The 22028-nt window shown below is 64.6% G+C and carries 18 protein-coding genes; 15 read left to right on the top strand and 3 right to left on the bottom strand.

Features of this window, described 5'->3' with window-relative positions:
* The first annotated feature begins 131 nt into the window (after nt 1-131).
* Nucleotides 132-662 (top strand): superoxide dismutase family protein, encoded by a 531-nt coding sequence (locus FKM97_RS22280; RefSeq protein WP_144294661.1) that lies wholly within the window; start codon nt 132-134, stop codon nt 660-662.
* A gap of 60 nt (nt 663-722) precedes the next feature.
* Here FKM97_RS22280 and FKM97_RS22275 read toward each other — a convergent pair whose 3' ends face one another.
* Both FKM97_RS22275 and FKM97_RS22270 read right to left on the bottom strand, forming a co-directional pair.
* The gene (locus FKM97_RS22275) at nt 723-2030 is read right to left on the bottom strand and encodes a cation:proton antiporter (protein WP_144294660.1); all 1308 of its coding nucleotides are present in this window, start codon (nt 2028-2030) and stop codon (nt 723-725) included.
* Between the two features lie 143 nt (nt 2031-2173).
* The gene (locus tag FKM97_RS22270) at nt 2174-3064 is read right to left on the bottom strand and encodes a MurR/RpiR family transcriptional regulator (protein WP_144294659.1); all 891 of its coding nucleotides are present in this window, start codon (nt 3062-3064) and stop codon (nt 2174-2176) included.
* A gap of 274 nt (nt 3065-3338) precedes the next feature.
* Between FKM97_RS22270 and FKM97_RS22265 the strand changes: the two genes are divergently transcribed.
* From FKM97_RS22265 to FKM97_RS22200, 14 genes are all read left to right on the top strand, one after another.
* The gene (locus FKM97_RS22265; protein WP_205015273.1) at nt 3339-4985 is read left to right on the top strand and encodes a class I adenylate-forming enzyme family protein; all 1647 of its coding nucleotides are present in this window, start codon (nt 3339-3341) and stop codon (nt 4983-4985) included.
* A gap of 74 nt (nt 4986-5059) precedes the next feature.
* Nucleotides 5060-5782, top strand: coding sequence for an ABC transporter ATP-binding protein (locus tag FKM97_RS22260; protein ID WP_144294786.1), 723 nt, complete (start codon nt 5060-5062; stop codon nt 5780-5782).
* Nucleotides 5783-5825: 43 nt separating this feature from the next.
* Nucleotides 5826-6971: an ABC transporter substrate-binding protein gene (locus FKM97_RS22255; protein ID WP_144294657.1), complete on the top strand. Its 1146-nt coding sequence runs from the start codon at nt 5826-5828 to the stop codon at nt 6969-6971.
* Between the two features lie 21 nt (nt 6972-6992).
* Nucleotides 6993-7865, top strand: coding sequence for a branched-chain amino acid ABC transporter permease (locus FKM97_RS22250; protein WP_144294656.1), 873 nt, complete (start codon nt 6993-6995; stop codon nt 7863-7865).
* Entirely contained in the window at nt 7862-8857 is a 996-nt protein-coding gene (locus FKM97_RS22245) for a branched-chain amino acid ABC transporter permease (protein ID WP_144294655.1), read from the top strand. The genes FKM97_RS22250 and FKM97_RS22245 overlap by 4 nt, the downstream gene beginning before the upstream one ends.
* A complete protein-coding gene (locus FKM97_RS22240) occupies nt 8854-9645 on the top strand; it encodes an ABC transporter ATP-binding protein (RefSeq protein WP_144294654.1) in 792 nt (263 codons plus the stop codon). Before FKM97_RS22245 ends, FKM97_RS22240 begins: the two co-directional genes overlap by 4 nt.
* Nucleotide 9646: 1 nt before the next feature.
* A complete protein-coding gene (locus FKM97_RS22235; RefSeq protein WP_144294653.1) occupies nt 9647-11683 on the top strand; it encodes a hydantoinase/oxoprolinase family protein in 2037 nt (678 codons plus the stop codon).
* Entirely contained in the window at nt 11683-13320 is a 1638-nt protein-coding gene (locus tag FKM97_RS22230; protein WP_144294652.1) for a hydantoinase B/oxoprolinase family protein, read from the top strand. Before FKM97_RS22235 ends, FKM97_RS22230 begins: the two co-directional genes overlap by 1 nt.
* A gap of 11 nt (nt 13321-13331) precedes the next feature.
* On the top strand, nt 13332-13760 hold the full coding sequence (locus FKM97_RS22225) for a hotdog fold domain-containing protein (protein WP_144294651.1): 429 nt from the start codon (nt 13332-13334) through the stop codon (nt 13758-13760).
* The gene (locus tag FKM97_RS22220; protein ID WP_144294650.1) at nt 13757-15403 is read left to right on the top strand and encodes a hydantoinase B/oxoprolinase family protein; all 1647 of its coding nucleotides are present in this window, start codon (nt 13757-13759) and stop codon (nt 15401-15403) included. Before FKM97_RS22225 ends, FKM97_RS22220 begins: the two co-directional genes overlap by 4 nt.
* Before the next feature lie 12 nt (nt 15404-15415).
* Complete coding sequence (locus FKM97_RS22215; RefSeq protein ID WP_205015272.1) at nt 15416-17452, top strand: hydantoinase/oxoprolinase family protein; 2037 nt, start codon at nt 15416-15418, stop codon at nt 17450-17452.
* The gene (locus FKM97_RS22210) at nt 17449-18549 is read left to right on the top strand and encodes a hydantoinase B/oxoprolinase family protein (protein WP_144294648.1); all 1101 of its coding nucleotides are present in this window, start codon (nt 17449-17451) and stop codon (nt 18547-18549) included. The genes FKM97_RS22215 and FKM97_RS22210 overlap by 4 nt, the downstream gene beginning before the upstream one ends.
* A gap of 338 nt (nt 18550-18887) precedes the next feature.
* Nucleotides 18888-19472 carry a TetR/AcrR family transcriptional regulator gene (locus FKM97_RS22205; RefSeq protein ID WP_144294647.1) on the top strand — a complete coding sequence of 195 codons (585 nt, stop codon included), beginning with the start codon at nt 18888-18890 and terminating at the stop codon, nt 19470-19472.
* Nucleotides 19469-20299 (top strand): DMT family transporter, encoded by an 831-nt coding sequence (locus tag FKM97_RS22200; RefSeq protein WP_144294646.1) that lies wholly within the window; start codon nt 19469-19471, stop codon nt 20297-20299. Before FKM97_RS22205 ends, FKM97_RS22200 begins: the two co-directional genes overlap by 4 nt.
* A gap of 300 nt (nt 20300-20599) precedes the next feature.
* Here FKM97_RS22200 and otnK read toward each other — a convergent pair whose 3' ends face one another.
* Nucleotides 20600-21865, bottom strand: coding sequence for a 3-oxo-tetronate kinase (gene otnK / locus FKM97_RS22195; RefSeq protein ID WP_144294645.1), 1266 nt, complete (start codon nt 21863-21865; stop codon nt 20600-20602).
* Nucleotides 21866-22028: the final 163 nt, after the last annotated feature.

Below are 22028 nucleotides of genomic sequence, written 5' to 3'. Positions count from 1 at the left end.
GGCCGAGCGGTCTCCCCGCCGGAACCCTGGCCGGGATCTGCCATTCCTTCCAGAGCAGGCGCGCAAACCATGCCCTCCGGAGGGGGCGCGAACCATCGTGCCCGCCATCATTTTTCGAAAGGAAGACTGCGATGAAAATGATCCTTGCGACCGCCATCCTGGCTGCCTCGACCAATCTGGGCCTGGCGCAGGAGGTGAACCCCCCGGCGGCTGATGCGAAGGCGGAGTTTATCAACGCCGAGGGCAAGATGATCGGCTCGGCCACTTTGGCGAAAACCCCTCGTGGCGTTCTCATCCGGGCGAGCTTCTCCGACCTGGAGCCGGGCATGCACGGGTTTCACATTCATGAGATCGGCGAATGCGATCCCGCGACGGAATTCTCCTCCGCCGGTGGCCATTATGCGCCCCGGGGGAACGAGCACGGGTACATGAGTGAGAAGGGTCCTCATGCCGGTGACATGCCGAACCAGTGGGCAGCTGCGGATCGCTCGATGACGGTCGAGGTCTTCAACGACCAGCTGAGCCTTGAAGGCGGTGAGGCTCCCATATTCGATGCCGACGGCTCGGCCATTGTCGTTCACTCCAAGACGGACGACTACATCTCGCAACCGTCCGGTGCTGCTGGCGACCGGATCGCCTGTGGTGTCATTCAAAAGCCCTGAGCAAAGAAATGATCGGGAGGGCCATGGTCGGCACTCGGCGCCATGGGTCCCCTCGCCAGGTCAGGCCGCCGGTCCCTGCAGGCCGGGGGGCGGAATGGCGTCGTCGGCATCCGGATCGCGCCCTCGCGACCGGTCGAGCTGCCGCATGATCGGCGTGACCGTGAGCCCATGCAGCAGGATGGACAGCAGCACGACGAGCCCGACAATTGCCCAGAGCCGCTCGCCGTCCGCCACCTCCATGTGGTTGAGCCCATAGGCGAGGTAGTAGAAGGAGCCGACCCCGCGGATGCCGAAAAAGGCAAGCGTCAGCTTCTCGGTCCATGTCGCCTCCAGCCCGATCAGGCCGACAAGCCCGGCCAACGGCCGCACGACCAGCAGGATGACGACGGCGGCCAGGACCTCGACCCAGGTGAGCGGGGTGAGCAGTCCGCTCACCAGTGAGCCGCCGAACAGCAGCAGCAGGACCATCATCGCCAGCCGCTCGATCTGTTCGGTGACCTCGTGCATCTCGCGATGAAAATCATGGTTGCGATGTGCATGCCGCAGCGTCAGCGCCGTCACGAAGACGGCAAGGAAGCCGTAGCACTGGATCATCTCGGTGAGGCCGTAGGAGATGAAGGTTGCCGCGATCGCGATCAGCCCGTCACCCGTCTGCGAGAGTTTGGTGTCGGCAGGGACGTGGAAGGTCAGCCAGCCGAAGGCCCGGCCGACCAGCCAGCCGCCGGCGATGCCGGCGCCGATCTCCCACAGGACATTATGGGTGAACCACTCCAGCGCCCAGGGTTCGCCGGTGGAGGCGGCAAGGCCGAGCGCAATGGCGAGGTTCACGAACGGAAAGGCCAGCCCGTCATTCAACCCAGCCTCGGAGGTAAGGCCGAACCTCACCTCGTCCTCCTCGCCGGTCTTTGGTGGTCCGACTTGCACGTCAGCGGCAAGGACGGGATCCGTCGGAGCCAGGCTCGCCCCCAGCAGCAGGGCGATGATCCAGGGCAGCCCGATCCACCCTGCGCCGATGAGGGTGATGGCGCCGATGCTGAGGGGCATTGTGATGGCGAGCAGGCGCCACGTCACCGACCAGTGCCGGACACTGAACACCCGGTCGAGCTTGAGCCCGGCCCCCATCAGCGCGATGATCACGACGAACTCGGTCACACGCTCTGTGATGTCCGGGAAGGCCACCGGCAGCGGCTTGTCGGGGACCCTCGGAATCAGGAACAGCGCTGCACCCAGCGCGATGCAGACGATGGGCAGCGACAGCGGTAGGCGCTTGAGCGCCAGCGGCAGCCACGCGACCAGCGCGACAAGGAAACCCATCCCGGTGAGAACAACGATATAGGTGTCGGGATACCAGTCTTGCGGATCGAACATCTCACCTCAACGCCGGGGGATCGATCCCGATCCCAAAAAATAGGGGTGAGGTCGTGTCCGTCGGATCCAGCCTCATCTTCCACTGTCAACCAGCGACACCAGGCGCGAGACGGCCGCGCCGAACTCTGTCCCACCCCCAGGCGTCAAAGACGGTTCGGACCCTCGTCCCAATAAGCGCCCTGGGCCGCCAACTGCTGGAATTCCTTCGACACGCGCTGAACCGCTTCCGTGCCCCCGCCGGCGACGAGGAAATAGATCAATGTCTCCAGCACCGCCATGGTCGGGATGGAAGACTGGTAGAACGAGACGCTGACCCGGGGCGTCACCAGCACATGCTCGGCACCGGACGCGACGGGTGACAGGGTGCTGTCCGTCAATGCGATGACCTTTGCCCCGGCCTCCTTGGCGAACATCGACGCCTTCACCGCATCCAGGGCATAGGGTTCGTAGCTCATCACCAGGGCGCAATCGCCCGGCTCGATGGCGCTGAGCTCATCGATGAGCATGCCGTGGCTGCCCTCGACCAGGATGATCCCCTTCCTGAGGAGGCGCGCGACGTAGAAAAAGAAGAAGGCCGCCGCATGATTGTTGCGGAAGGCGATCAGATAGACGGTCTTTGCATCCAGGATGCACTGAGCCGCCTTCTCGATTTTCCCGATCAGATCCGGACCGAACTGTTCGGCGGTCGATGCCAGCATGGTGGTGATGGCACTGCGCGCCTTTTCGGTGAGAGGATCCTCGCCGCGGGACGCGACCAGCTGCTCGGCGTCGGCCGCGTAACGGCCGGGGCCGGGTGCCCGGGAGATCTCCTGCCGGAACAGGTCGCGGAAATCATTATAGCTGTCGAACCCGAGCTGGGTGGCGAGGCGGACGAGTGCCGAGGGGCTGACCTTGGCGCTCTGCGCGATCGTCCGCATCGGATAAAGCGCGATCTCGGTGGGCGCCGAGAGGACGTATTTTGCAGCACGCCTGATCTGCGGTGTCAGGCTTGGATAACTCTGCTCGATCAGTTCCTGGAGCGATTCTCGATTCATGCCCGTCCTCCTCTGCGCTCTCTCTACAGGAGAGTTGACGCGTCAGGCCATGGGGTTCCTGACGGCGGCGCGTCCCGGCTTTTCGCCGGAGAACCATAATTTCCTAAAATTACCTTCTTGACAAATTTGTTTCGCAACGCTGCAATGAGACCGCTGAGCACGAGTCTGTCGAGGCGGCTCGGCACGCAGGCGGCAAGCCGGCGGCAGATCGACAGGGGACCGTCCGGTCTGGCGTCGCGGCCAGGACTGAGCGCGGGCGATGAAGCGGGTGGGCATGAAGAGACGAGACATCCTTGCGCAGAGCGTGACGCCGGTCGAAGAGCGGATCAGGCTCATCGAATCCGCGCCTTTGCCGCCGAACGTGCCCACGATCCTGGAGGACGCGGCCGCTGCTGTTCCCGACACCGTGGCGCTGAACTTCTTCGAGGAGGGCGTGTCCCTCACCTATGCCGAGCTGCTGCGATCCGTCCATGGGCTGGCCCGTGGATTTTCGGCCCTTGGAATCGGCCCGGGAACGCGCGTGGGCGTCATGCTTCCGAACATCGTGGCCTTCCCGATCACCTGGCTCGCCCTGGGACGGCTGGGTGCGGTCATGATCCCCCTCAACATCGGGTATACGAGTCGCGAAGTGGCCTATGTCCTCGGCGACGCCGGGGCGGAGTGGCTGTGCCTCCATGAGGATGCGGTCGCCGTCATCGAGCAGATCCCGGTTGGCCAGGGGCGGCCCGCGGATGATCGAACGATCGTCGTGGGAAAGGCGGCAGGTGGCCGGCATTCCTGGGACCAAATATCCGAAGCGGGCACGAAATCCTCTGCCGATCTGCCCGCGCTCGCGACGATCGAGCCCGACCGGCTGCTCAATATTCAATACACCTCCGGCACCACCGGCATGCCGAAGGGATGTCTGCTGACGCATCGCTATTGGGTGACCAGCGGAACGGTGAACGCCTTCCGCGACGGACGTAAATACAAGCACATCCTCGCCGCCGTGCCGTTCTTCTACATGGATCCCCAGTGGCTTCTGCTCATGACGCTTCTCCATCGTGGCACGCTGTTTACCGCTCGCCGGCAAAGCGCCAGCCGGTTCATGCACTGGGTCCGGGACTTTCGCATCCACTTCACCCTGTTTCCGGAGATCGTGTTCAAGCGGCCGCCGGAGCCGGAGGATGCCGACAACGAGATCATCCGCGTCAATGTTTATGGCTTGAGCCGCGAGACGCACCAGGCCCTCGAGGAGCGATACGACGTCATCGCGCGCGAAGCCTTCGGCATGACCGAGATCGGCTCCGGCATGTTCATGCCGATGGAAGCCACGCAGATGGTGGGATCGGGGTCCTGCGGCCGACCCAGCCCGTTCCGGGAGGCACGGATCGTTGGCCCCGACGGCCGGGTGCTGGCAGCAGGCGAAGCGGGCGAGTTGCAGATCCGCGGACCCGGCATCCTGCTCGGCTATCACAACAAGCCGGAAGCCACGACTGCAGCCTTCGACGACGGGTGGTTCCGCACCGGTGATCTGGCGCGCCAGGACGAGGAGGGCTTCTATTATATCGTGGGACGGCTCAAGGACATGATCCGGCGGGCCGGCGAGAACATCGCGGCCAGCGAGGTTGAGTCGGTCCTACGATCGGCGCCCCAGATCGTCGAGGCCGCAGCCGTTCCGGTCCCCGACGAGATGCGCGGCGAAGAGGTGAAGGCGTTCATCGTCCTCGGCGACGGCTTTACCGCCGACACCGTCCCGCCCAAGGAGATCTTCGATTTCTGCGCGCAGAAGCTCGCCAGGTTCAAGGTGCCCAGATACCTCGCCTATCGGGGCCCGCTGCCCAAGACGCCGTCGGAGAAGATCGCCAAGCAGGTCCTGCTGCGGGAAGAGGAGGCAAGCCCGAGCGCGACCTATGATTTCGTGGAGAACCGCTGGACCTGATGCCCCTGCATCTGCAGGGCGGAGGCCAGGGTCAAAGTGCCATTTTGCCGGATCTGGACCGGCACGGGGAGGGAATGCCGAACGAGCTGCTCAGACTGTCAGGCGTGAATGCCGGCTACATCCGCAGCGATGTGCTGGTCGGCGTCGACCTGACGATCAACGAGGGGGAAGTCGTCTGTCTCCTGGGCAGCAACGGTGCGGGCAAGACGACGACCATCCGCACGATTTCGGGGGAGCTGAAGGCGAGGCAGGGGAAGGTGATCTTTGCCGGTCAGGAGATTCAAGGCCAGTCGCCGGCAGCCGTGGTCCGGGCGGGGATCGCCACGGTGCCGGAAGGGCGCAGCATCTTCCCTCAGCTGACGGTGAAGGAAAATCTGCTCATGGGCGCCTATTCGCGGAAGCGGAGCTTCCAGCGCTCGGAAATCGAGCGCGCCTTCGAGATGTTTCCGCGATTGAAGGAGCGCCAGAACCAGGCAGGCGGCACCTTGTCCGGAGGCGAGCAGCAGATGTTGGCGATCAGCCGGGCCCTGATGGCCAAGCCGAAGCTCCTGCTGCTGGACGAACCATCCATGGGGCTCGCACCCATCCTGGTTGAAATGGTGTTCGAGACGGTCACGAAGCTGGCGGCCGAGCAGGTGACCATTCTTCTCGTCGAGCAGAATGCCGAGGCTGCATTGGAAGTGTCGCAGCGCGCCTACGTCATGGAGCGGGGGCGCATCGTGATGCAGGGCACATCTGCCGAGCTTCGCGACAGCGAGGGAATTCGCGCCGCCTATCTCGGCGGCGTGTCGAAGTGAGGGTCGGGCAGGATCGCTGCCCGGAAAACGAGGAGGGAGAACAATGACCAAGTCGAAGTTCTACCGTTTGCTGCTGACGGCAAGCGTTGCATCGTTTCTGGGCCTTCCGCTCGGAGCCCAGGCGGAAGACATCAAGATCGGGTTCGTCGGCCCCTTGTCGGGTCCTGTGGCGGTCTATGGTTCGGAGCCGTTGCAGGCCTCCCGGGTCGCCGTCGAGGAAATCAATGCCAGCGGCGTCCTTGGCGACGACAAGCTCGTGCTGATCCCCGCGGATTCCACGGCCAATCCGGCCCAGGCCGCCCAGGCTGCGCGGCGCATGGCGCTCAGCGACGAGGTGATGGTGATCGTCGGCGGCCATACCAGCGCCGAGACCCAAGCGGTGACGGAGGCCACCCGGCCCCTGAAGGTTCCGGTGCTCTCGTCCTTGGCTCAGGATTCGAAACTGACGAGTGTCGGCAATGAATGGTTCGCCCGCATCTGTCTCAGCACCGACCTCTGGGGCAACGCCATTGCCCGCTGGCTGAAGGAGAAGCACGCGCCTAAGACGGTCTACATGCTGTCGCGCAATGATGGCTACGGCCAATCCCTGGGCAATTCGATCGCCGCCGGGCTGAAGTCTGAAGGCATCGAGATCCTCGCCAATGTGGCCTACGATCCGCAGACGAAGGAATTCAAGCCGATGCTGGCGGAGGTCCAGAAGGCCAATCCGGATTTCATCGTGATCAGCGGCTTCTACACCGATACCGGGCTCATGGTGAAGCAGATGGCCGAACTCGGCATCGACAAGCCCTATTTCAACAATACCGCACCGGCGATCCCGCAATTCAAGGAGATCGCAGGGCCGGCGTCGGAGGGCGCCTATGGGGCGACCTACTATCTGCCGGGCTCCATCGACAGTCCAAAGGCGGCCGCATTCGTGGAAGCCTGGACCAAGCGGGCGGGCAAGGCGCCGAGCCAGTATGAGGGCATGGGCTACGACGCCATCTATGTGGTCGCCGATGCGATCCGCCGGGCCAAGGAAAAGGGCGAGGTGACCCGCGAAACGGTGCGCGACGCGATCTACGCGACCAAGGACTTCGACGGCGTCACCGGCAAGATCACGATCACCGAGAATGGCGACGTGAAGCGTCCCTTGCCCTTCATCCAGCTGAAGGACGGCAAGCCCGTTCTCGACACGCTGGTCGAGTAGGCCTGCATACGGGGACCCTCCATGTCGTTCGTCGCTCAGATCTTCAGCGGCATCGCGATCGGCTGCATCTACGGGCTCGTGGCCATTGGATTCAGCATGATCTACCGGGCCATGGGTCTCGTGAACTTCGCGCAAGCCGAGTTCATGATGATCGGCGCGTTCTTCGGCTATTCCGTGCTGACGGCATTTCCGGAGATGCCGTTCCTGGCGGTGCTGGCGATCGCCTGCGCGGGGACGGCGGTCTTGGGCGTCGTTCTGGAGCGGATCGCTTTCCGCCCTGCCATCCGGCGGGGCGCGAGCGACATCTATCTCGTGCTGCTCACGCTCGGCATCGGCATGGTGCTCAGCAACGGGGCGCGTCTGATCTGGGGGGCGAACCCCGTCGTCTACCAGATCCCCCTCGCCCACGACATCACGCGCCTCGCCGGCTATCCGCTGCCGACGATGTATTTCTACATCCTGGCCTTCATGGTGCTGCTGCTCGTCATCCTGCAGTGGTTCTTCACCAAATCATGGACCGGCCTCGCCTTGCGGGCCGTCGCCGAGGATAGGAAGACCGCGCAGCTCATGGGCGTCGACGCCGGCTTTGCCTCCTCCTTTTCCTTTGCCATCGCCTCCGCAATCGGCGCCGCGGCCGGCGTCCTCTACGCGCCCATCATCTATGTGTCCTTCGACATGGGGGCCGTGGGCATCAAGGCCTTCGCAGCGGCGGTCATGGGCGGCTTCGGCAGCATCGCGGGAGCCGTGGTCGGCGGCGTCGGCCTCGGCGTCGTCGAGATGGTCGGCGGGCAGCTTCTGGCGCCGGAATACCAGGACAGCGTGGCCTTTGCGGTAATGATCCTCGTGCTGCTGCTGCGTCCCAACGGCCTCATCGGGAAGGGAATTGCCAAATGAGCACGCCCACTCCGATCCCACCCGATGAGCGGCCCCGGCAGCAATGGCTTGTCGCGGCGCTGGTCCTTGGCTGCATCTGGATCCTCCCCTTCGTCCTCGGGGGGTTCTGGCTCTATCTCGGCGCGATCATCGCCTGCTATGCGGTGGCCTCGCTGGGCCTGCAGCTCATGGTCGGCCTGGCCGGGCAGCTGTCCCTGGGCCACATCGCCTTTGTCGGGATCGGCGCCTATACGGGGGTGCTGCTGGAGAAGGAGCTGGGGGTTCCGTTCATTGTCGCCTCCATCGGGGCGGCGCTGCTTGCAGGATTCTTCGGCCTGCTTATGGCCCAGCTCATCCGCCTGTCGGGCGTCTATTTCAAGATCGCGACCTTCGGCTTCGGCATCATCTGCTATCAGCTGTTGCACAATCTGAAAGGGCTGACCGGTGGATCCTTTGGGATCAGCGGCATCCCGCCCCTGGAGATTCTGGGCGTCGATTTCAGTACGCCGGCGGGTGTCTTCACCGTGTCGGCGGTCTTCCTGACGGTCACCTATGTCCTGTTCCTGCGAATGACCAACAGCCGCGTCGGCCGGGCGTTCCAGGCGCTCGGACAGAACGAGCCGGCGGCGCGCAGCATCGGCATTCCGGTCGAGCGCTACAAGATGGCGGTGATCACGGTCGGATGCATCGCGGCCGGATGGGCGGGCGCCTTGATCCCGCATATCTATCAATATCTCAGCCCGGAGAATTTCACCTGGCATGAGAGCCTGGTGCTGCTGATCATGATCACGATCGGCGGTCATGGGAGCCTCGCCGGAGCGGTGATCGGCACGGCCTTGCTGATCATCATCCCGGAATATATGCGCGACCTCGCCGAGTATAAGATGCTCGTCTACGGTCTGCTGCTGATCGTCTCGATGACGCTTCTGCCCAAGGGCATTGCCGGCGGCGTTGACGCCATCGTCGGCCGCCTGCGCGCCAGGAGCAGCAAGCCCGTGCAGGAGGTCGCGTGAGCCCGCTGCTCGAAATCCGCGATCTGCACCATAATTTCGGCGGCGTCACCGCTGCGGATGGCTTGAACCTGAGCGTGACGCGGGGAACCGCCCATGGGCTGATCGGCCCCAATGGCGCGGGCAAGACCACGGCCTTCAACCTGATCACCGGCCTCTACACTCCGGCAGCCGGGCAGATCCTGTTCGAGGGCCAGGATGTGAGCCGGCTTCCCTCCCATAAGCGGGCACGGCTCGGCATCGCTCGCACCTTTCAGACGCCGCGGCTGTTCGAAGACATGACGGCACTGGAGACGGTGCTGGCGGGCCGCTTCGTGCATGGCGAGATCGGCTTGCTCGGAAGCATGTTCCGCGGCCCCGCCAAATGGCGGGAGGACCGGCGCAACCGGGAGGTCGCATGGGCCATTCTCGATCGCGTGGGTCTGCAGGCGCAGGCGGGCACGCTCGCGCGCAATCTCTCCTACGGCCATCGCCGCCAGTTGGAGATCGGCCGCGCCTTGGCGCTGGAGCCGAAGCTGCTGTTGCTGGACGAGGTGGCGGCCGGCATCAATCCGGTCGAGACCAAGCAGATCGAAACCTTGATCCACGAGATCGTCGCCTCCGGCGTCACGGTATTGCTGGTGGAACACGACATGCCCTTCGTCATGGGCCTGTGCCGGGAGCTCACGGTCATGAACTTCGGCAAGACCATCGCGGAAGGCTCACCCCAGGACATTCAGCGGAACGAGACGGTGATCGAGGCCTATCTCGGCAAATCCGCCCGAAAAGAGCTCAAAGAAGGTTCTCTCTGACATGGCAAGCTATCTCAGTGTCGACATCGGCGGCACCCATACCGATTTGATCTTTATCGACGAGGCGGCCCGGCGTGTCGCCGTCGCCAAAGTGCCGACCACGCCCGAAAACCAGGCCGACGGGCTGTTCAACGGAACCCAGGAGCTGGGCATCGACCTTGCCGATGTGGACCTCGTCATCCATGGGACGACGGTCGCGACCAATGCGGTCATCGAGCGTAAGGGTGCGCGCTGCGGCCTCATCACCACGGAAGGCTTCCGCGACGTGCTTGAGCTCCGGCGTCGCGACCGGCCGCATACATTCGGCCTCACCGGCACCTTCAAGCCGCTGATCGAGCGGAGCCTGCGGCGAGAGGTCCGCGAGCGGGTGAGCGCGGAGGGAGAGATCCTGGAGGGCATCGATGCGGATCAGGTGCGGACGGTGGCCCAGGGGCTGCTGGCGGATGGCGCCGAGGTTCTGGTGATCTGCTTCATGAACTCCTATGCCAATCCGGCCAACGAACGCGCAGCCCTGGAGGCCGTGAAGTCGATCTGGCCGAACGACTACATTGCGGTGTCGTCGCAAATCCTGCCGGCCATCCGCGAATTCGAACGCACCAGCACCGCGGTTGTCAGCGGCTATGTGCAGCCCTTGCTGTCGCGTTATTTCCGGCGGCTGACCGATCGGCTGCAGCAGCACGGCTATAAGCGCGACTTGCTCATCGTTCAGTCCAATGGCGGGCTGATGAGCGCCGAGGTCGCGCCTCGTCTCGCGGCCAATACGATCCTGTCGGGTCCGGCCGGAGGTGCGACGGCGGCGGCGGCCATCGCGGAGGAGATGGGATTTGCCGACGTGGTCTCCGCCGATATCGGCGGCACGAGTCTGGATATCTGCCTGATCCGGGGCGGACAACCGTCCCTCACCCAACAGAAGGCGCTCGAATTCGGCATCCCCCTGGCCACCCCCATGCTCGATATCGATGCGGTGGGTGCGGGCGGGGGCAGCCTCGCCTGGATCGACAAGACGGGCATTCTGCAGATCGGCCCGGAAAGCGCGGGCTCCGATCCGGGTCCCGCCTGCTATGGACGCGGCACCCAGCCGACCATCACGGATGCGGCCCTGGTCACCGGGCTGCTCGATCCTCAAGGCGGCATCGGCCAGAAGCATGGTCGACAGATGAACCCGGACCTGTCGCGGCGGGCTGTGGACGAAACCGTGGGCGGCCCCCTGAACTTGGACACGCTGGCCGCGGCGGAAGCGATCCTGACGGTCGCGGCCCACAAGGTCTCAGGCCACCTGCGTCGACGGCTGGTCGAGCGTGGCCACGATCCCAGGGGGTTTTCCCTGGTCGCCTTTGGCGGTGCCGGGCCGCTCTTTGCGAACCGGATCCTCCGACAGGTGGGACTGGCGCGCGCGATCATTCCCTATTTCCCCGGGATCACTTCGGCGCTCGGCTGCCTTCTCGGCCAGCTCCGGCACGATTTCGTCCGCACCGTGAACATCAACCTGGCGGAGCTCGACCCCGAGAGCCTGCGCGCCATCTATGACACCTACGAGCAGGAAGGGCGCCGGCTGCTCCTGGAGGAAGGGGTCGCGGACGCGGATGTTCGGGTGCAACTCGGTGCCGACATGGCCTATCGCGGTCAGACCCATACGATCCAGGTTGCCTTTCCCGCGGACATGCCGCTGACGCCGGAGGCGATCCGCAAAGCCTTCGATGCCGCCTATCGCGAGCGCTTCAGCGTGCTGCTGGATCGCTCCGGCATCATCCTGGCGAATGTGCGGCTCACGGTGTCGAGCAGCCATCGCCCGCCGCGCCTGTCGGAGCTGATCATTGCGCCGGATCCATCGATTGCCGTCCAACCATTGAAGTCTCAACAGGTCTTCTTCGATGGCCGCTGGCATGCGAGCACAGTCTTCGATCGGCTCGCACTGCCGCGCGGCGCCACTGTCTTAGGACCGGCGATCCTCTCCCAACCCGACGCCACCACCTTCGTCGAGCCCGGCTTCAAGGCCGTCGTGCATGAGAGCTTGAACATCGTCATCGAGGCAGCGTGATGAGCACCATTGATCCCGTAACCTTGACCGTCATCAAGGGTGGACTTGACCAGATCGCCGAGGAAATGGACGCGGTGATCGCCGCCTCCGCCATCTCGCCCGTCATCGCGGACGCCTGGGACCGTGCCAGCGGCATCTATGACGGGGTGACCGGAGAGGTGATCGTGCAGGGCACGACCGGCATCCTGCTGTTCACGACGGTGATGCAGCACACGGTGCAGGAGGTCATCAAGCGGCATGATCCGGCAGGCATGAAGCCGGGCGACGTCTACGTGATCAACGACCCCTATATGGGGGGAACGCACACCATGGACGTCAAGTTCGTCCGCCCCTATTTCCATGACGGCAAGGTGGTGCTGTTCGTGGCAAACACCGGCCATTGGCCCGATGTGGGCGGCATGACCCCCGGCGGCTTCACGCCGGTCGCCACCGAGATCTACCAGGAGGGTCTGAGGCTGCCGCCGGTCAAGATCTATGACGGGGGCGTCCTGAACCAGGGCCTGCTCGAAGTCATGCTGCTGAACATGCGGGTCAGCGAGGACCGCTACGGCGACATGGCAGCGCAGATCAACGCGCTGGAGATCGGCGTCAAGCGGCTGGACGAGCTCATCGCGGTGCACGGCAAGGACGTGCTGCTGCGGGCGACGGCGGAGCTGAAGCAGCGCTCCGAAGCCCTGATGCGCTCTCATATCGAGAGCATTCCCGACGGCAACTATCAATTTTCCGATGTCCTCGACAGCGACGGCGTCGAGGAGGGCCAATTGCTCATCGACCTGGTGATGACCGTCAAGGGCTCGGAGATCACCTTCGATCTCTCGGGCAGCGCGCCGGCCTGCCGGGGCCCGTTCAACAGCCCGATCAGCTGCACGGTGACCGGATTGATGATCGCCATGAACCATGTGTTCTGGGACGTGCCCGTCAATTCCGGCTGCTTCGTGCCCTTCCACATCATCGTGCCCAAGGGCTCGATGCTCAATCCGGAGCCGCCGAGCCCCTGCAGCGGCTGCACCACCGAGACCACCCAGAGGCTGATCGGCGTCGTCATGGGCGCGCTGTCCAAGGCGATCCCGGACAAGGTCCCCGCCAGCGCCTTCGGCACCGGCACGAATATCGGCATCGGCGGGCTTTCGCCGAGCAAGGGCCGCTATGCGACGGTGTTCTTCTTCGGTGGCGGCTATGGCGGGCATGGCGATGGCGACGGGCTGACCAACGGCTCGACGATCGTGTCGTCCTCCCGGAACAGCTCGCTGGAGGTCCTGGAGCAAGCGGTGCCGATCCTGTTCAGCCGCTACAGCGTGCGCGAAGGGTCTGCCGGCGACGGACAGTTCCGCGGCGGGCTCGGGGTCGAGGCCGCCTTCACCCTGCGCGACGGCGAGGGCACCATCACGCTGCTCGGCGATCGCGGCACGCGCGGCGCTTACGGGTTGCAAGGCGGGGCTGCCGGCGAGCCGGCGCGCCATAGTTTTCATGCGGGAGGGACGGAAACCACGCCGCCCCATCTCACGAAGATCGACCGCTTCAGGGTCAAGGCCGGCGACGGGGCGCATCTGCGCACCCCCGGCGGCGGGGGCTGGGGCAGTCCGGAGAAGCGGGAAGCAAAGGCCCGCGAAGACGACAAGCGCAATGGCTATAGCTGAGGAGGACGAGAGTGACCCCGGATCTGACCGCCTACGAAACCAGCATCGAAATTCGCGTCGACAGCCATTATTCGAACCATGTCGTGTCCCTCGGGACGATCGTCGAGCTGTTCGGCATGGCCGGCACGAAGCTCGCCTATCTGCTCGATGGCGATGGCGGGTTCATGCGCGCCATGGACAAGGTCGAGTTCCTGGCACCGGCCTATGAGGGCGACTTTCTGAAGGTGACGGCCAAGCTGCTCTCCGTGGGGCGAACCTCGCGCAAGCGGCAATACGAGTGCTGGTGCGTGGCGCGCACCTTCGGCATCGGGACGGAGCCCTCACACGGCGAGGTGCTCGAGCAGCCGATCCTCATCGCCAGGGCCGAGGCTGTGACCGTCACGCCGCTCGAGTTTCAGCGAACGACCCCGACCGCCTTGCGCGCCGAGATCGAACCGTGAGTGCACCGGGAATCGTCGAGCAGCAGATCATCGGCCGCGCCTTGCATGCGGTCGCCGAGGAGATGGGGATCAACCTCCTCCGCAATGCCTTCTCCTCCATCGTCCGCGAAGCGAAGGACATGTCGACGGCCCTGTTCGATGCCGACGGCGTGCTCATCGCCCAGCCCGACCACATTCCCATTCTTCTGAGTGCCATGACCACCGCCATCGGCGCTTGCCTTGAACAATTCGATCCCGATGAGATGACCGAGGACACGATCCTGGTCACGAATGACCCTTATCGTGGCTGCCATCACCTGAACGACATCGCGCTGTTCATGCCCGTCTTCGCCGAGGGGCGGCGGATCGCCTTTGTCGGCTCCATTGCGCACCACATCGATGTGGGGGGCGCCGCACCGGGAATTCTTCCCCGTGCTTCGGAGATCTATGAGGAAGGCAAGATCATCCCGCCTCTGCGCATGAGGCTCGATAATGGTCGTTTCCCGGCCTTGTTCGAGCAGCTGATCACGGCAAACGTCCGCGTTCCCGATGAGACCACGGGTGACCTCAACGCCCAGCTCGTCGCCCTGTTTTCGGGTCGCAGCCGGCTGCAGGCCCTGGCCAGGCGCTACGGCAGCGACACCATCTGCGCCACCATGACGGCGCTCGTCGCAGCCTCCGAGAGCGTCATGCGGGCAACGCTCGAATCTCTCGATGATTTCGACGTGGAAGGCAGCGCCTGGCTGGATGATGACGGCATCGGCGGCCCCGAAATGGTGGTGCGCACGCGTCTGACCAAGACCGGCGGCACGCTGGTCATCGACTTTGCCGGCACCGATGCCCAGCGCCCGTGCATGATGAACGCCAACCTCTCCTCCACCTTGGGCGCGGTCTGGACCATCGTCCGGCAGGTCCTGGGGGCTGGCATCGAGATGTGGCACAATGCCGGCGCCGTGCGTCCGATCGAGGTGCGGGTCCCGGAAGGATCTTTCCTCAACCCGCTTCCGCCGGCCAGCGTCCATGGCCGGATCATCACCGCCTATCGGGTCTATGACGCCGTCATGGATGCGCTGCAGAAGGCGATTCCCGACCGCGTGATGGCCACGGGCTTCAATTCCTCCATTTGCTTGGCGCTCAGCCGCATGCGGGACGGCCGCTTCGACATCTTCGTCGAGGTGCTGTCCGGAGGCTGGGGCGCGCGCAACGGGAGCGACGGGCCGAACGCGCTGCCCTTCCCCCTGAGCAACTGCTCCAACGCGCCCACCGAATATGTGGAGCGCCAATTTCCGTTCCTGCGGATTCGCCGCTACGGGCTGGAGCAGGATTCCTGCGGGCCCGGGCAATGGCGCGGCGGCGCGGGCGAAATCCGCGAATATGACGTCCTCGAGGATGATGTCCTGGTCACGGTCTTCACCGACCGCTTCAAATACGGCGCCCCGGGCGCGGCAGGCGGTGGCGACGGCCTGCCGGGCCGCATCGAGGTGGAGCGGGGCAACGAACTCATCCCCCTCGCATCGAAGACGGGCTTCCTCCTGAAGTCGGGGGACCGCTTGCGCATGGTCGGCGGCGGCGGTGGCGGCTATGGGCCGCCCGGAAACCGGGCTCGGGCGGCCTCCCGCGAGGACCGCATGTCCGGTCTGGTGACAGCAGAATCGGTGATGTGAGGGACCATGCGCGTGGGTATCGAAATCGGTGGAACATTCACCGACCTGATCGCCGTGTCGGACAGCGGACAGATTGAATCCGCCAAGGCATTGAGTACGCCTTCCAACCCGGCGCTCGGTGCCCTCGACGCGTTGCTGCGCTGGCGGCCGGACGCCTCGGGCGTCACCAGCCTCGTCCATGGCTCGACGGTAGCGACCAATGCCGTGATCGAGCGCAAGGGCGCCCCCACCGCCTTGCTGGTCACCGAGGGCCATCGCGACATCCTCGAGATCCAGCGGCACGAGAAATCCGACATCTTCGATATGCACTACACCGCGCCGCAGCCTTTGGTGCCGCGCCAATGGTCCCTCGAAGTGCGGGAAAGACTGGACGCGACCGGCGCAGTGGTCACTCCCCTGAGCTGTGATCTGCGCCTGGAAGCCGAACTCAGGCAATTGGTCGAGCGCGACGGGATCTCTTCGGTCGCCGTCTGCCTGCTGCACTCCTACCTCGATCCGCGCCACGAACGGGAGCTCGAGGACTGGCTTCGCGAGCGTTTCCCCTCCCTCCAGGTGAGCCTGTCCTCCGTGGTCAATCCGGAATACCGCGAATATGAACGCGCCAGCACGACGGTCATGAGTGCCTATTTGCGGCCGGTGGTCGCCGGCTATATGGGCGAGATCGAACGGCTGATGCAGGACAACGGCCTGCAGGGCAACATCCAGATCATGCAATCCTCCGGCGGGATCATTCCGATCCAGGCTGCCAAGGAGAAGGCGGTCAATGTCGTGCTGTCGGGACCGGCAGCCGGAGTGGTCGGCGCCGTCTTCATGGGCGGACTGTCCGGTGTCCGCGATTTCATCACGCTCGACATGGGCGGCACCAGCACCGATGTCTGCCTGGTACGCGACCTGCAGGCGACGCTCTCCTATGACAACAAGGTCGATGGCCTGCCCGTGCGCGCGCCCACATTCGACATCCAGGTCGTCGGCGCCGGCGGCGGATCGATCGCCGCCGTTGACGCGGCGGGATATCTGCGGGTCGGACCGCGCAGTGCGGGCGCCGATCCGGGTCCCTGCTGCTACGGGAGGGGCGGAACGGAGCCGACCACCACCGATGCCACCGCACTCATGGGCATCCTGCGACCGCACCGCTTCTTCGGCGGCGCCCTGGAGCTTCGCCTCGACTTGGCCGCCGCGGCCATTGGCAGGCTGTCGCAGACGCTGCAGCTCTCAGCCCTGGAGGTGGCCGAGGGGATTCGGCGCATCGCGAACTCCAACATGACCGAGACCATCCGGCTGATCTCCATCGAGCGCGGCCATAACCCCCGCGATTTCGCCCTTCTCGCCTTCGGTGGCGCCGGGGCACTGCATGCCTGTGAAGTCGCCGATGACCTCATGATCGACACGGTCGTGGTGCCCGAGCACCAGGGGGTCCTGTCCGCCCTCGGCCTGCTCGCCAGCGACTTCACCGTGGACCTGGTGAAGGCGCATCCGGCGGACGCAGTCGCACTCGACATAGACGCCCTCGCCGCGGCCTTCGACGCCTTGGACCAGGCGGCGCGCACGGAGTTCGCCCGATACGGTCTCGAGACGAAGGAGATCCTCATCGAACGCGCCGTCGACATTCGCTATCGCGGCCAGGCCTCCGAACTCTCCGTGCCGGTCGCGGACTCGGCGATCGGACCCTCGGCGTGCCACGCTTGGATCGCGAATTTCCACGCCCTCTACAAGGAGAGGTTCGGCCACAGCTTCCCGGAAAAGCAGGTACAGATCGTCAATCTCAGGCTTGTGGCGCGAAAGGAGGCCGGCCGCATCACCATGGCCTCCAAGCCCGAAGGCGCGGCGCCCCGAGCCGAGCGGTCCGAGATCTACTTCGGCGGCCAGCTGCGTCAGGCGGAGTTTTTCTGGCGCCCCGATCTCCCCGCGGGCTTCACCTGTGCCGGCCCCGCCATCGTCGAGGATCATTTCGCCACCAGCTTTGTGCCACCCGACTGGAGCCTCACGGTGCACGACACCGGAACATTGATCCTGACGCGATCCGCCAGCGCCGTGGAGGCTGCGCCATGACCCGCGTGAACGGCAGCATCACCGAGCTTCCGCCACGGATGCGCGCGCATCTGGCGGCAGCCTCCCCCGCCGCCACCCAAGCCTGGCCCGCCTGTTTCGCCATCCTCGACTCCGGCGGACAAAGCCTGGCGCAGCAGCAGGACCTGCCGATCTTCTCCACGATGCTGGACGCCGTCGCCCGAACGGCCCTGCTGCGCGATCCCGGCGACACCTGGCGCGACGGCCAGCTTTACCTGAGCAACGATCCCTATCTCGGCGGCGTGGGGCTGGCCACGATCGCCATGGTGGCGCCCGTCTTCGTCCAGGGCCGCCTGCTGGCCTTCGCCGGTGGTGCCCTGCGATTGTCCGATATCGGCGCCATGCGGAAGGACATTTTCACCTTCGGCCGCGAGATCATGCATGAGGGCGTCAGGCTGTCGGGCCTTCGCGTCGACCTCGAGAGAGGACAGCTGCCCGAGATGCTGCAGCACTATCTCGCGGCCAATGTCCGCGACCCGCGCCTCATTCTCCCCGCCCTGAACCGGCTGGCGGCGACCCTGGTGGAGACCACCCTCGACACCGATCCCGCAGCCCTCGAACGCCGGAGCCGGGAGATGCACGACGCCGCCGCCAGCGCCCTGGCCAAGCTCACTCTGGCGCCGACGGGCCGCGCGCAGGAGGGCACGGACGCGGGCCTCGAGCTCCAGTTCGAAAAGACGGATTGCCAGATCCGCGTGACCGGAAATGCCGTGCCCATGGACCCCGATGGCCGCAACGCACCCTTGTCCGCCATACGCGCCGGCGTGGTTTCAGCCCTCGCCGAAGCCGCCGGGGAATGCCCCTCGGTCCTGAACGCGTCCGTGGTCCTCGACATCCCCGCAAGGTCGCGCTTCAACATAGCCTATCCCGCCGCCGCCGCCGGCGCGGGATGGGGCGCATTCCTCTCCTACCAGGCCACCGCCCAAGCCCTGGACCGCACCCCCGCCCTCGACCCGACTCAATTCACCGGCGCCCCCCCTCCTAGCCCGCCCCACCCCACCGCCGAAACACTGCGCGGCGCAAGCCCCCGATGCACAACGGCTGCCGCCAACCCAAGCCGCAGCTGGCCGAAGACCTAACCGACAGCTTTGCGCTTCACTTTAGTCGTCCATGCGGGGTTGGCGATCTCCTGAAAGCTGCAAGTCCGCTCTTGTGACTGGTGGTCTGTAACTGGTGGAGAGCGGAATGGCGGCTCTCAAGCTGGCGGACCAGAAAGCCGCCAGCAGTTGGCGTGAGAGTCCGCCGTAAGCGAGCGAATTTTGCCTCTGACTTTGCGATGGAAATCCGCTGAAAAATCAGCGCCGGCAATTTTGTCGCGAAACTTAGAAAATACGCGACACGCGCTTGCGATCTCCGTTGACCAAATCCAGCAGCTTCTATAGGAGTGAGACAGGTCTGTATCATATAGAGCTCTGCCATGCCGCTTCGCGCCGACGCTGCCGAAAAGCGCCAACACATTGTTGAAACCGCCTATCGCCTTTTCAAACGCAACGGCTTTCACGCCACCGGCATAGACAAGATCATTGTCGAGGCCGAAGTGGCCAAGATGACCATGTATCGGCACTTTCCGAGCAAGGATGGGCTGATTGTCAAGGTTCTGGACTGGCGGGCAGAACGCTTCAAGCGTCAGCTCGACCGGCTCTCCGAAGCGGCGATGACGCCGCATGAGAAGATCACGGCGATTTTCGACTGGCACGAACGGTGGTTCGATAGCCCCGATTTTCACGGCTGCCTGTTCCAGCACGCCCTTGCCGAGTTCGGAGAACCGGCCCATGCCGTGTTCGAGGCGGTCGCGCGGCAAAAGCACGATTTGCAACAACGGCTCCGGGACATTCTAGCACAATCCCTGCCAGGTGATCGCGCCGAGCACGTTGCAACAACGCTGTTTATGCTGATCGAGGGGGCAACGGTGCTTGCCCATATGGGGCAAGGCAAGACGGCGATCGTCAGCGCCCGAGAGGCGGCGGCCGATGTTCTAGCGTCAGTGGAACCGCCTCAATGAGCGCGGTTGTCATTGGCCTTGCCCTGTTCGCCGCGATCCTGCACGCCGCATGGAACGCCTTCCTGCGCAGCGGTGGCGATCGGCTCTGGACCGTGACTGTGATGAGCTTCGCCAGCACGGTTTTCGCGCTTCCGTTCCTGTTTTTCTACCCTCTGCCGGCGTCGGGAGCTTGGCTCTACATCCTTCTTTCGGCGGTCCTTCAGGTCGGATACAGTGTCTTCCTCGTCGCGGCCTATCGTTACGGCGAGTTGGGGCAGGCCTATCCGATCGTGCGCGGAACCGTACCGCTGCTGGTGACGCTCGGCGGGTTCGTCATCACCGGCGATAAGCTCACCTCCTATCAGATCGCCGGCGTCGTCCTTGTCGCCGTAGGCATCATGAGCCTCGCGCTTGGGAAAGGGCGAGCCTCTGCCTCCTCCATTCTGTTCGCACTGGCGACCGGCGCAATCATCGCCGCCTATGCTACCGTCGATTCCATCGGGGTGCGTCAAACCGGGCAGAGCGGAGCTTATATGGCTTGGGTGCTTGTTCTCTATGGAGCATTTCTGCCGGCCGCGTTCCTCGTCATCCGTCGGCGGCTCATAGTCGATTTTCGCGCGCCTGAAACATGGAAGGCGCTCGGCGGCGGGCTGGTCGCAATGATCGCCTATGGCGTCGTGGTCGCGGCCTTCGCCCTCGGGCCGGCCGGCCCGATCACAGCGCTGCGGGAAACAAGCGTTGTGTTCGCTGTTCTGATTGGCTGGATGTTTCTTGGTGAAACCTTGACCGCCCGGCGTATTCTCGCCTGCATCATTGTTGCTGCCGGCGCGATCCTGCTCGGGCATTGAATCCTGTCGCGAAAATCCCGATCAAAGCGACAGTTTTGCGACCGATTTCTGTGGCAAGTGTGGCAGCGGAAAATGGCCATCTCCAAGGTACGCTTTCAGCCTCATCAATTTCCGCCATGGACGGCAGAGTTGAGGTCGTGGGTTGCCGTCAGAGCGCCAGCGATGACAAGGCTGTTTCCGCAGCTTTTTCACAAACCGCCAGCCCGGTCTCAGCCCCAAACTGCCCCCACGACCCCGTCTTCCAACCTGCGTCATCCTCCGAACCCAAGCGCGCGCCTCCGCACCCATCGACCCCCTCCTTCAGCCCTCTCCCAGCAACATCCGATCCAGCATCCGTAAGAACATGTCCGGGGGCCCGAGCTTGCCCGACTTCAGGCAGAGCCCGAGCAAGGGCGCGCTGGCGCTCACCGCCCGGGCCACGCCCGCTTCCTCATAGATCCCGACATGCATCTGGCGCACCCCCAGCCGGTCGAGGATCGTGCCCGAGGTCTCCCCGCCCGCGATCACGAACCGTCGCACGCCCGCCTCTCTCAGCAGCACCGCAAGGGCGTCCAGGATGCGTTCGGCGCGCGCGGCAGACCCCTGCAGTCCGAAGTGAGCCTGGGCCTGCGCGACCCGCTCGGGCGAAGCCGAAGTGGCGATGGCCACGGGCCCTTCGGCCAGAAGCGGCAAGGCCCAGCGGCGGGCGCTGGCGATGAGCGCCTCCTCCTCGCCCGCTGTGATGTCGATCGTCAGAACCGGCCTGTGCGCTGCGAAATGGTCCAATTGCCGTAAAGTGACCTCCGAACAGCTTCCCGCCAGCACGGCTCCATATCCGTCGACCATGGGCAGCACCGGAACGAATGGTTCAGGGGCGATCCAGCCCTTGCGCCGCCAATGCTGGGGAAGATGCTCGGCCACCGACGAGCCTCCGGTCATCAACGGCCATTCTGCGCAAAGAGCAGCGATGCTCGTCAGATCCGCCTCCGACAGGGCATCGGCGATGGCATGCCGGACGCCCGCTTTTTTCAGCGCCTCGATGCGCAGGGCGCCTTGGCCGGCCTGCAGGATCTCCAGCGGCAGCAATCCGACCCGTCTCTGGGTTTGCGCCTGCAGCACCCTGACCAGATCGGGATCCAGCATCGGCGTCACCGGATCATATCGTTTGGGCGACTCCGACACGAGACGGTCCCCCACGAACAGATGACCCTGAAACACGAACCGGCGGGCCTCTGGAAATGTTGGGCAGAAGAGCGTGAACTCGGCACCGGTCTTGTCCATCAGCACATCGGCGCAGGGTCCGATATTTCCCGCCGCAGTGGAGTCGAATGTGGCGCAATATTTGTAGAAGATCTGGCGCGCCGGAGTGAGAGCGTCCCACCCTTGTGCGAAGGCATCCTGCGCCTGATCGCCCGGAATGACCCGTGTCTTTTGCGCCAGGACGATGGCGTCGACCTCGTGCCGAACCCTCTCCACCAGGCGCCAATCCGTCAGGAAGGCGCATCGGACGCCTTGTCGGGCGAGGAGGGCCGCGAGTTCCATGCCGCCGGTAATATCGTCGGCAAGCGCACCGAAAACCAAAGACATGCCGTCCCCATTGGCGTGATGTCGATCACCGCAAGCGAGATTTCACTCCTGACGCATGATATATCATATTGACAAAAATCCCGCGACGCCAGATCGTTTCACTCACACGGGGGGCAAGGAACGATGCCGCAGCAATGGACATTTGGCGCAGTCGGCGACCTGT

Origin of the sequence: Rhodoligotrophos appendicifer (genome assembly GCF_007474605.1) — a bacterium.
Classification (GTDB): Bacteria; Pseudomonadota; Alphaproteobacteria; order Rhizobiales; family Im1; genus Rhodoligotrophos; species Rhodoligotrophos appendicifer.
The sequence above is the reverse complement of the archived record's forward strand: the minus strand, read 5'-3'. Positions and strand labels throughout refer to the sequence as shown.

Coding starts and splice junctions, on each gene's coding strand:
- FKM97_RS22255 (WP_144294657.1), top strand. CDS start 5,826: ATGACCAAGTCGAAGTTCTACCGTTTGCTGCTGACGGCAAGCGTTGCA.
- FKM97_RS22280 (WP_144294661.1), top strand. CDS start 132: ATGAAAATGATCCTTGCGACCGCCATCCTGGCTGCCTCGACCAATCTG.
- FKM97_RS22235 (WP_144294653.1), top strand. CDS start 9,647: ATGGCAAGCTATCTCAGTGTCGACATCGGCGGCACCCATACCGATTTG.
- FKM97_RS22265 (WP_205015273.1), top strand. CDS start 3,339: ATGAAGAGACGAGACATCCTTGCGCAGAGCGTGACGCCGGTCGAAGAG.
- FKM97_RS22245 (WP_144294655.1), top strand. CDS start 7,862: ATGAGCACGCCCACTCCGATCCCACCCGATGAGCGGCCCCGGCAGCAA.
- otnK (WP_144294645.1), bottom strand. CDS start 21,865: ATGTCTTTGGTTTTCGGTGCGCTTGCCGACGATATTACCGGCGGCATG.
- FKM97_RS22210 (WP_144294648.1), top strand. CDS start 17,449: ATGACCCGCGTGAACGGCAGCATCACCGAGCTTCCGCCACGGATGCGC.
- FKM97_RS22270 (WP_144294659.1), bottom strand. CDS start 3,064: ATGAATCGAGAATCGCTCCAGGAACTGATCGAGCAGAGTTATCCAAGC.
- FKM97_RS22260 (WP_144294786.1), top strand. CDS start 5,060: ATGCCGAACGAGCTGCTCAGACTGTCAGGCGTGAATGCCGGCTACATC.
- FKM97_RS22205 (WP_144294647.1), top strand. CDS start 18,888: ATGCCGCTTCGCGCCGACGCTGCCGAAAAGCGCCAACACATTGTTGAA.
- FKM97_RS22200 (WP_144294646.1), top strand. CDS start 19,469: ATGAGCGCGGTTGTCATTGGCCTTGCCCTGTTCGCCGCGATCCTGCAC.
- FKM97_RS22275 (WP_144294660.1), bottom strand. CDS start 2,030: ATGTTCGATCCGCAAGACTGGTATCCCGACACCTATATCGTTGTTCTC.
- FKM97_RS22250 (WP_144294656.1), top strand. CDS start 6,993: ATGTCGTTCGTCGCTCAGATCTTCAGCGGCATCGCGATCGGCTGCATC.
- FKM97_RS22230 (WP_144294652.1), top strand. CDS start 11,683: ATGAGCACCATTGATCCCGTAACCTTGACCGTCATCAAGGGTGGACTT.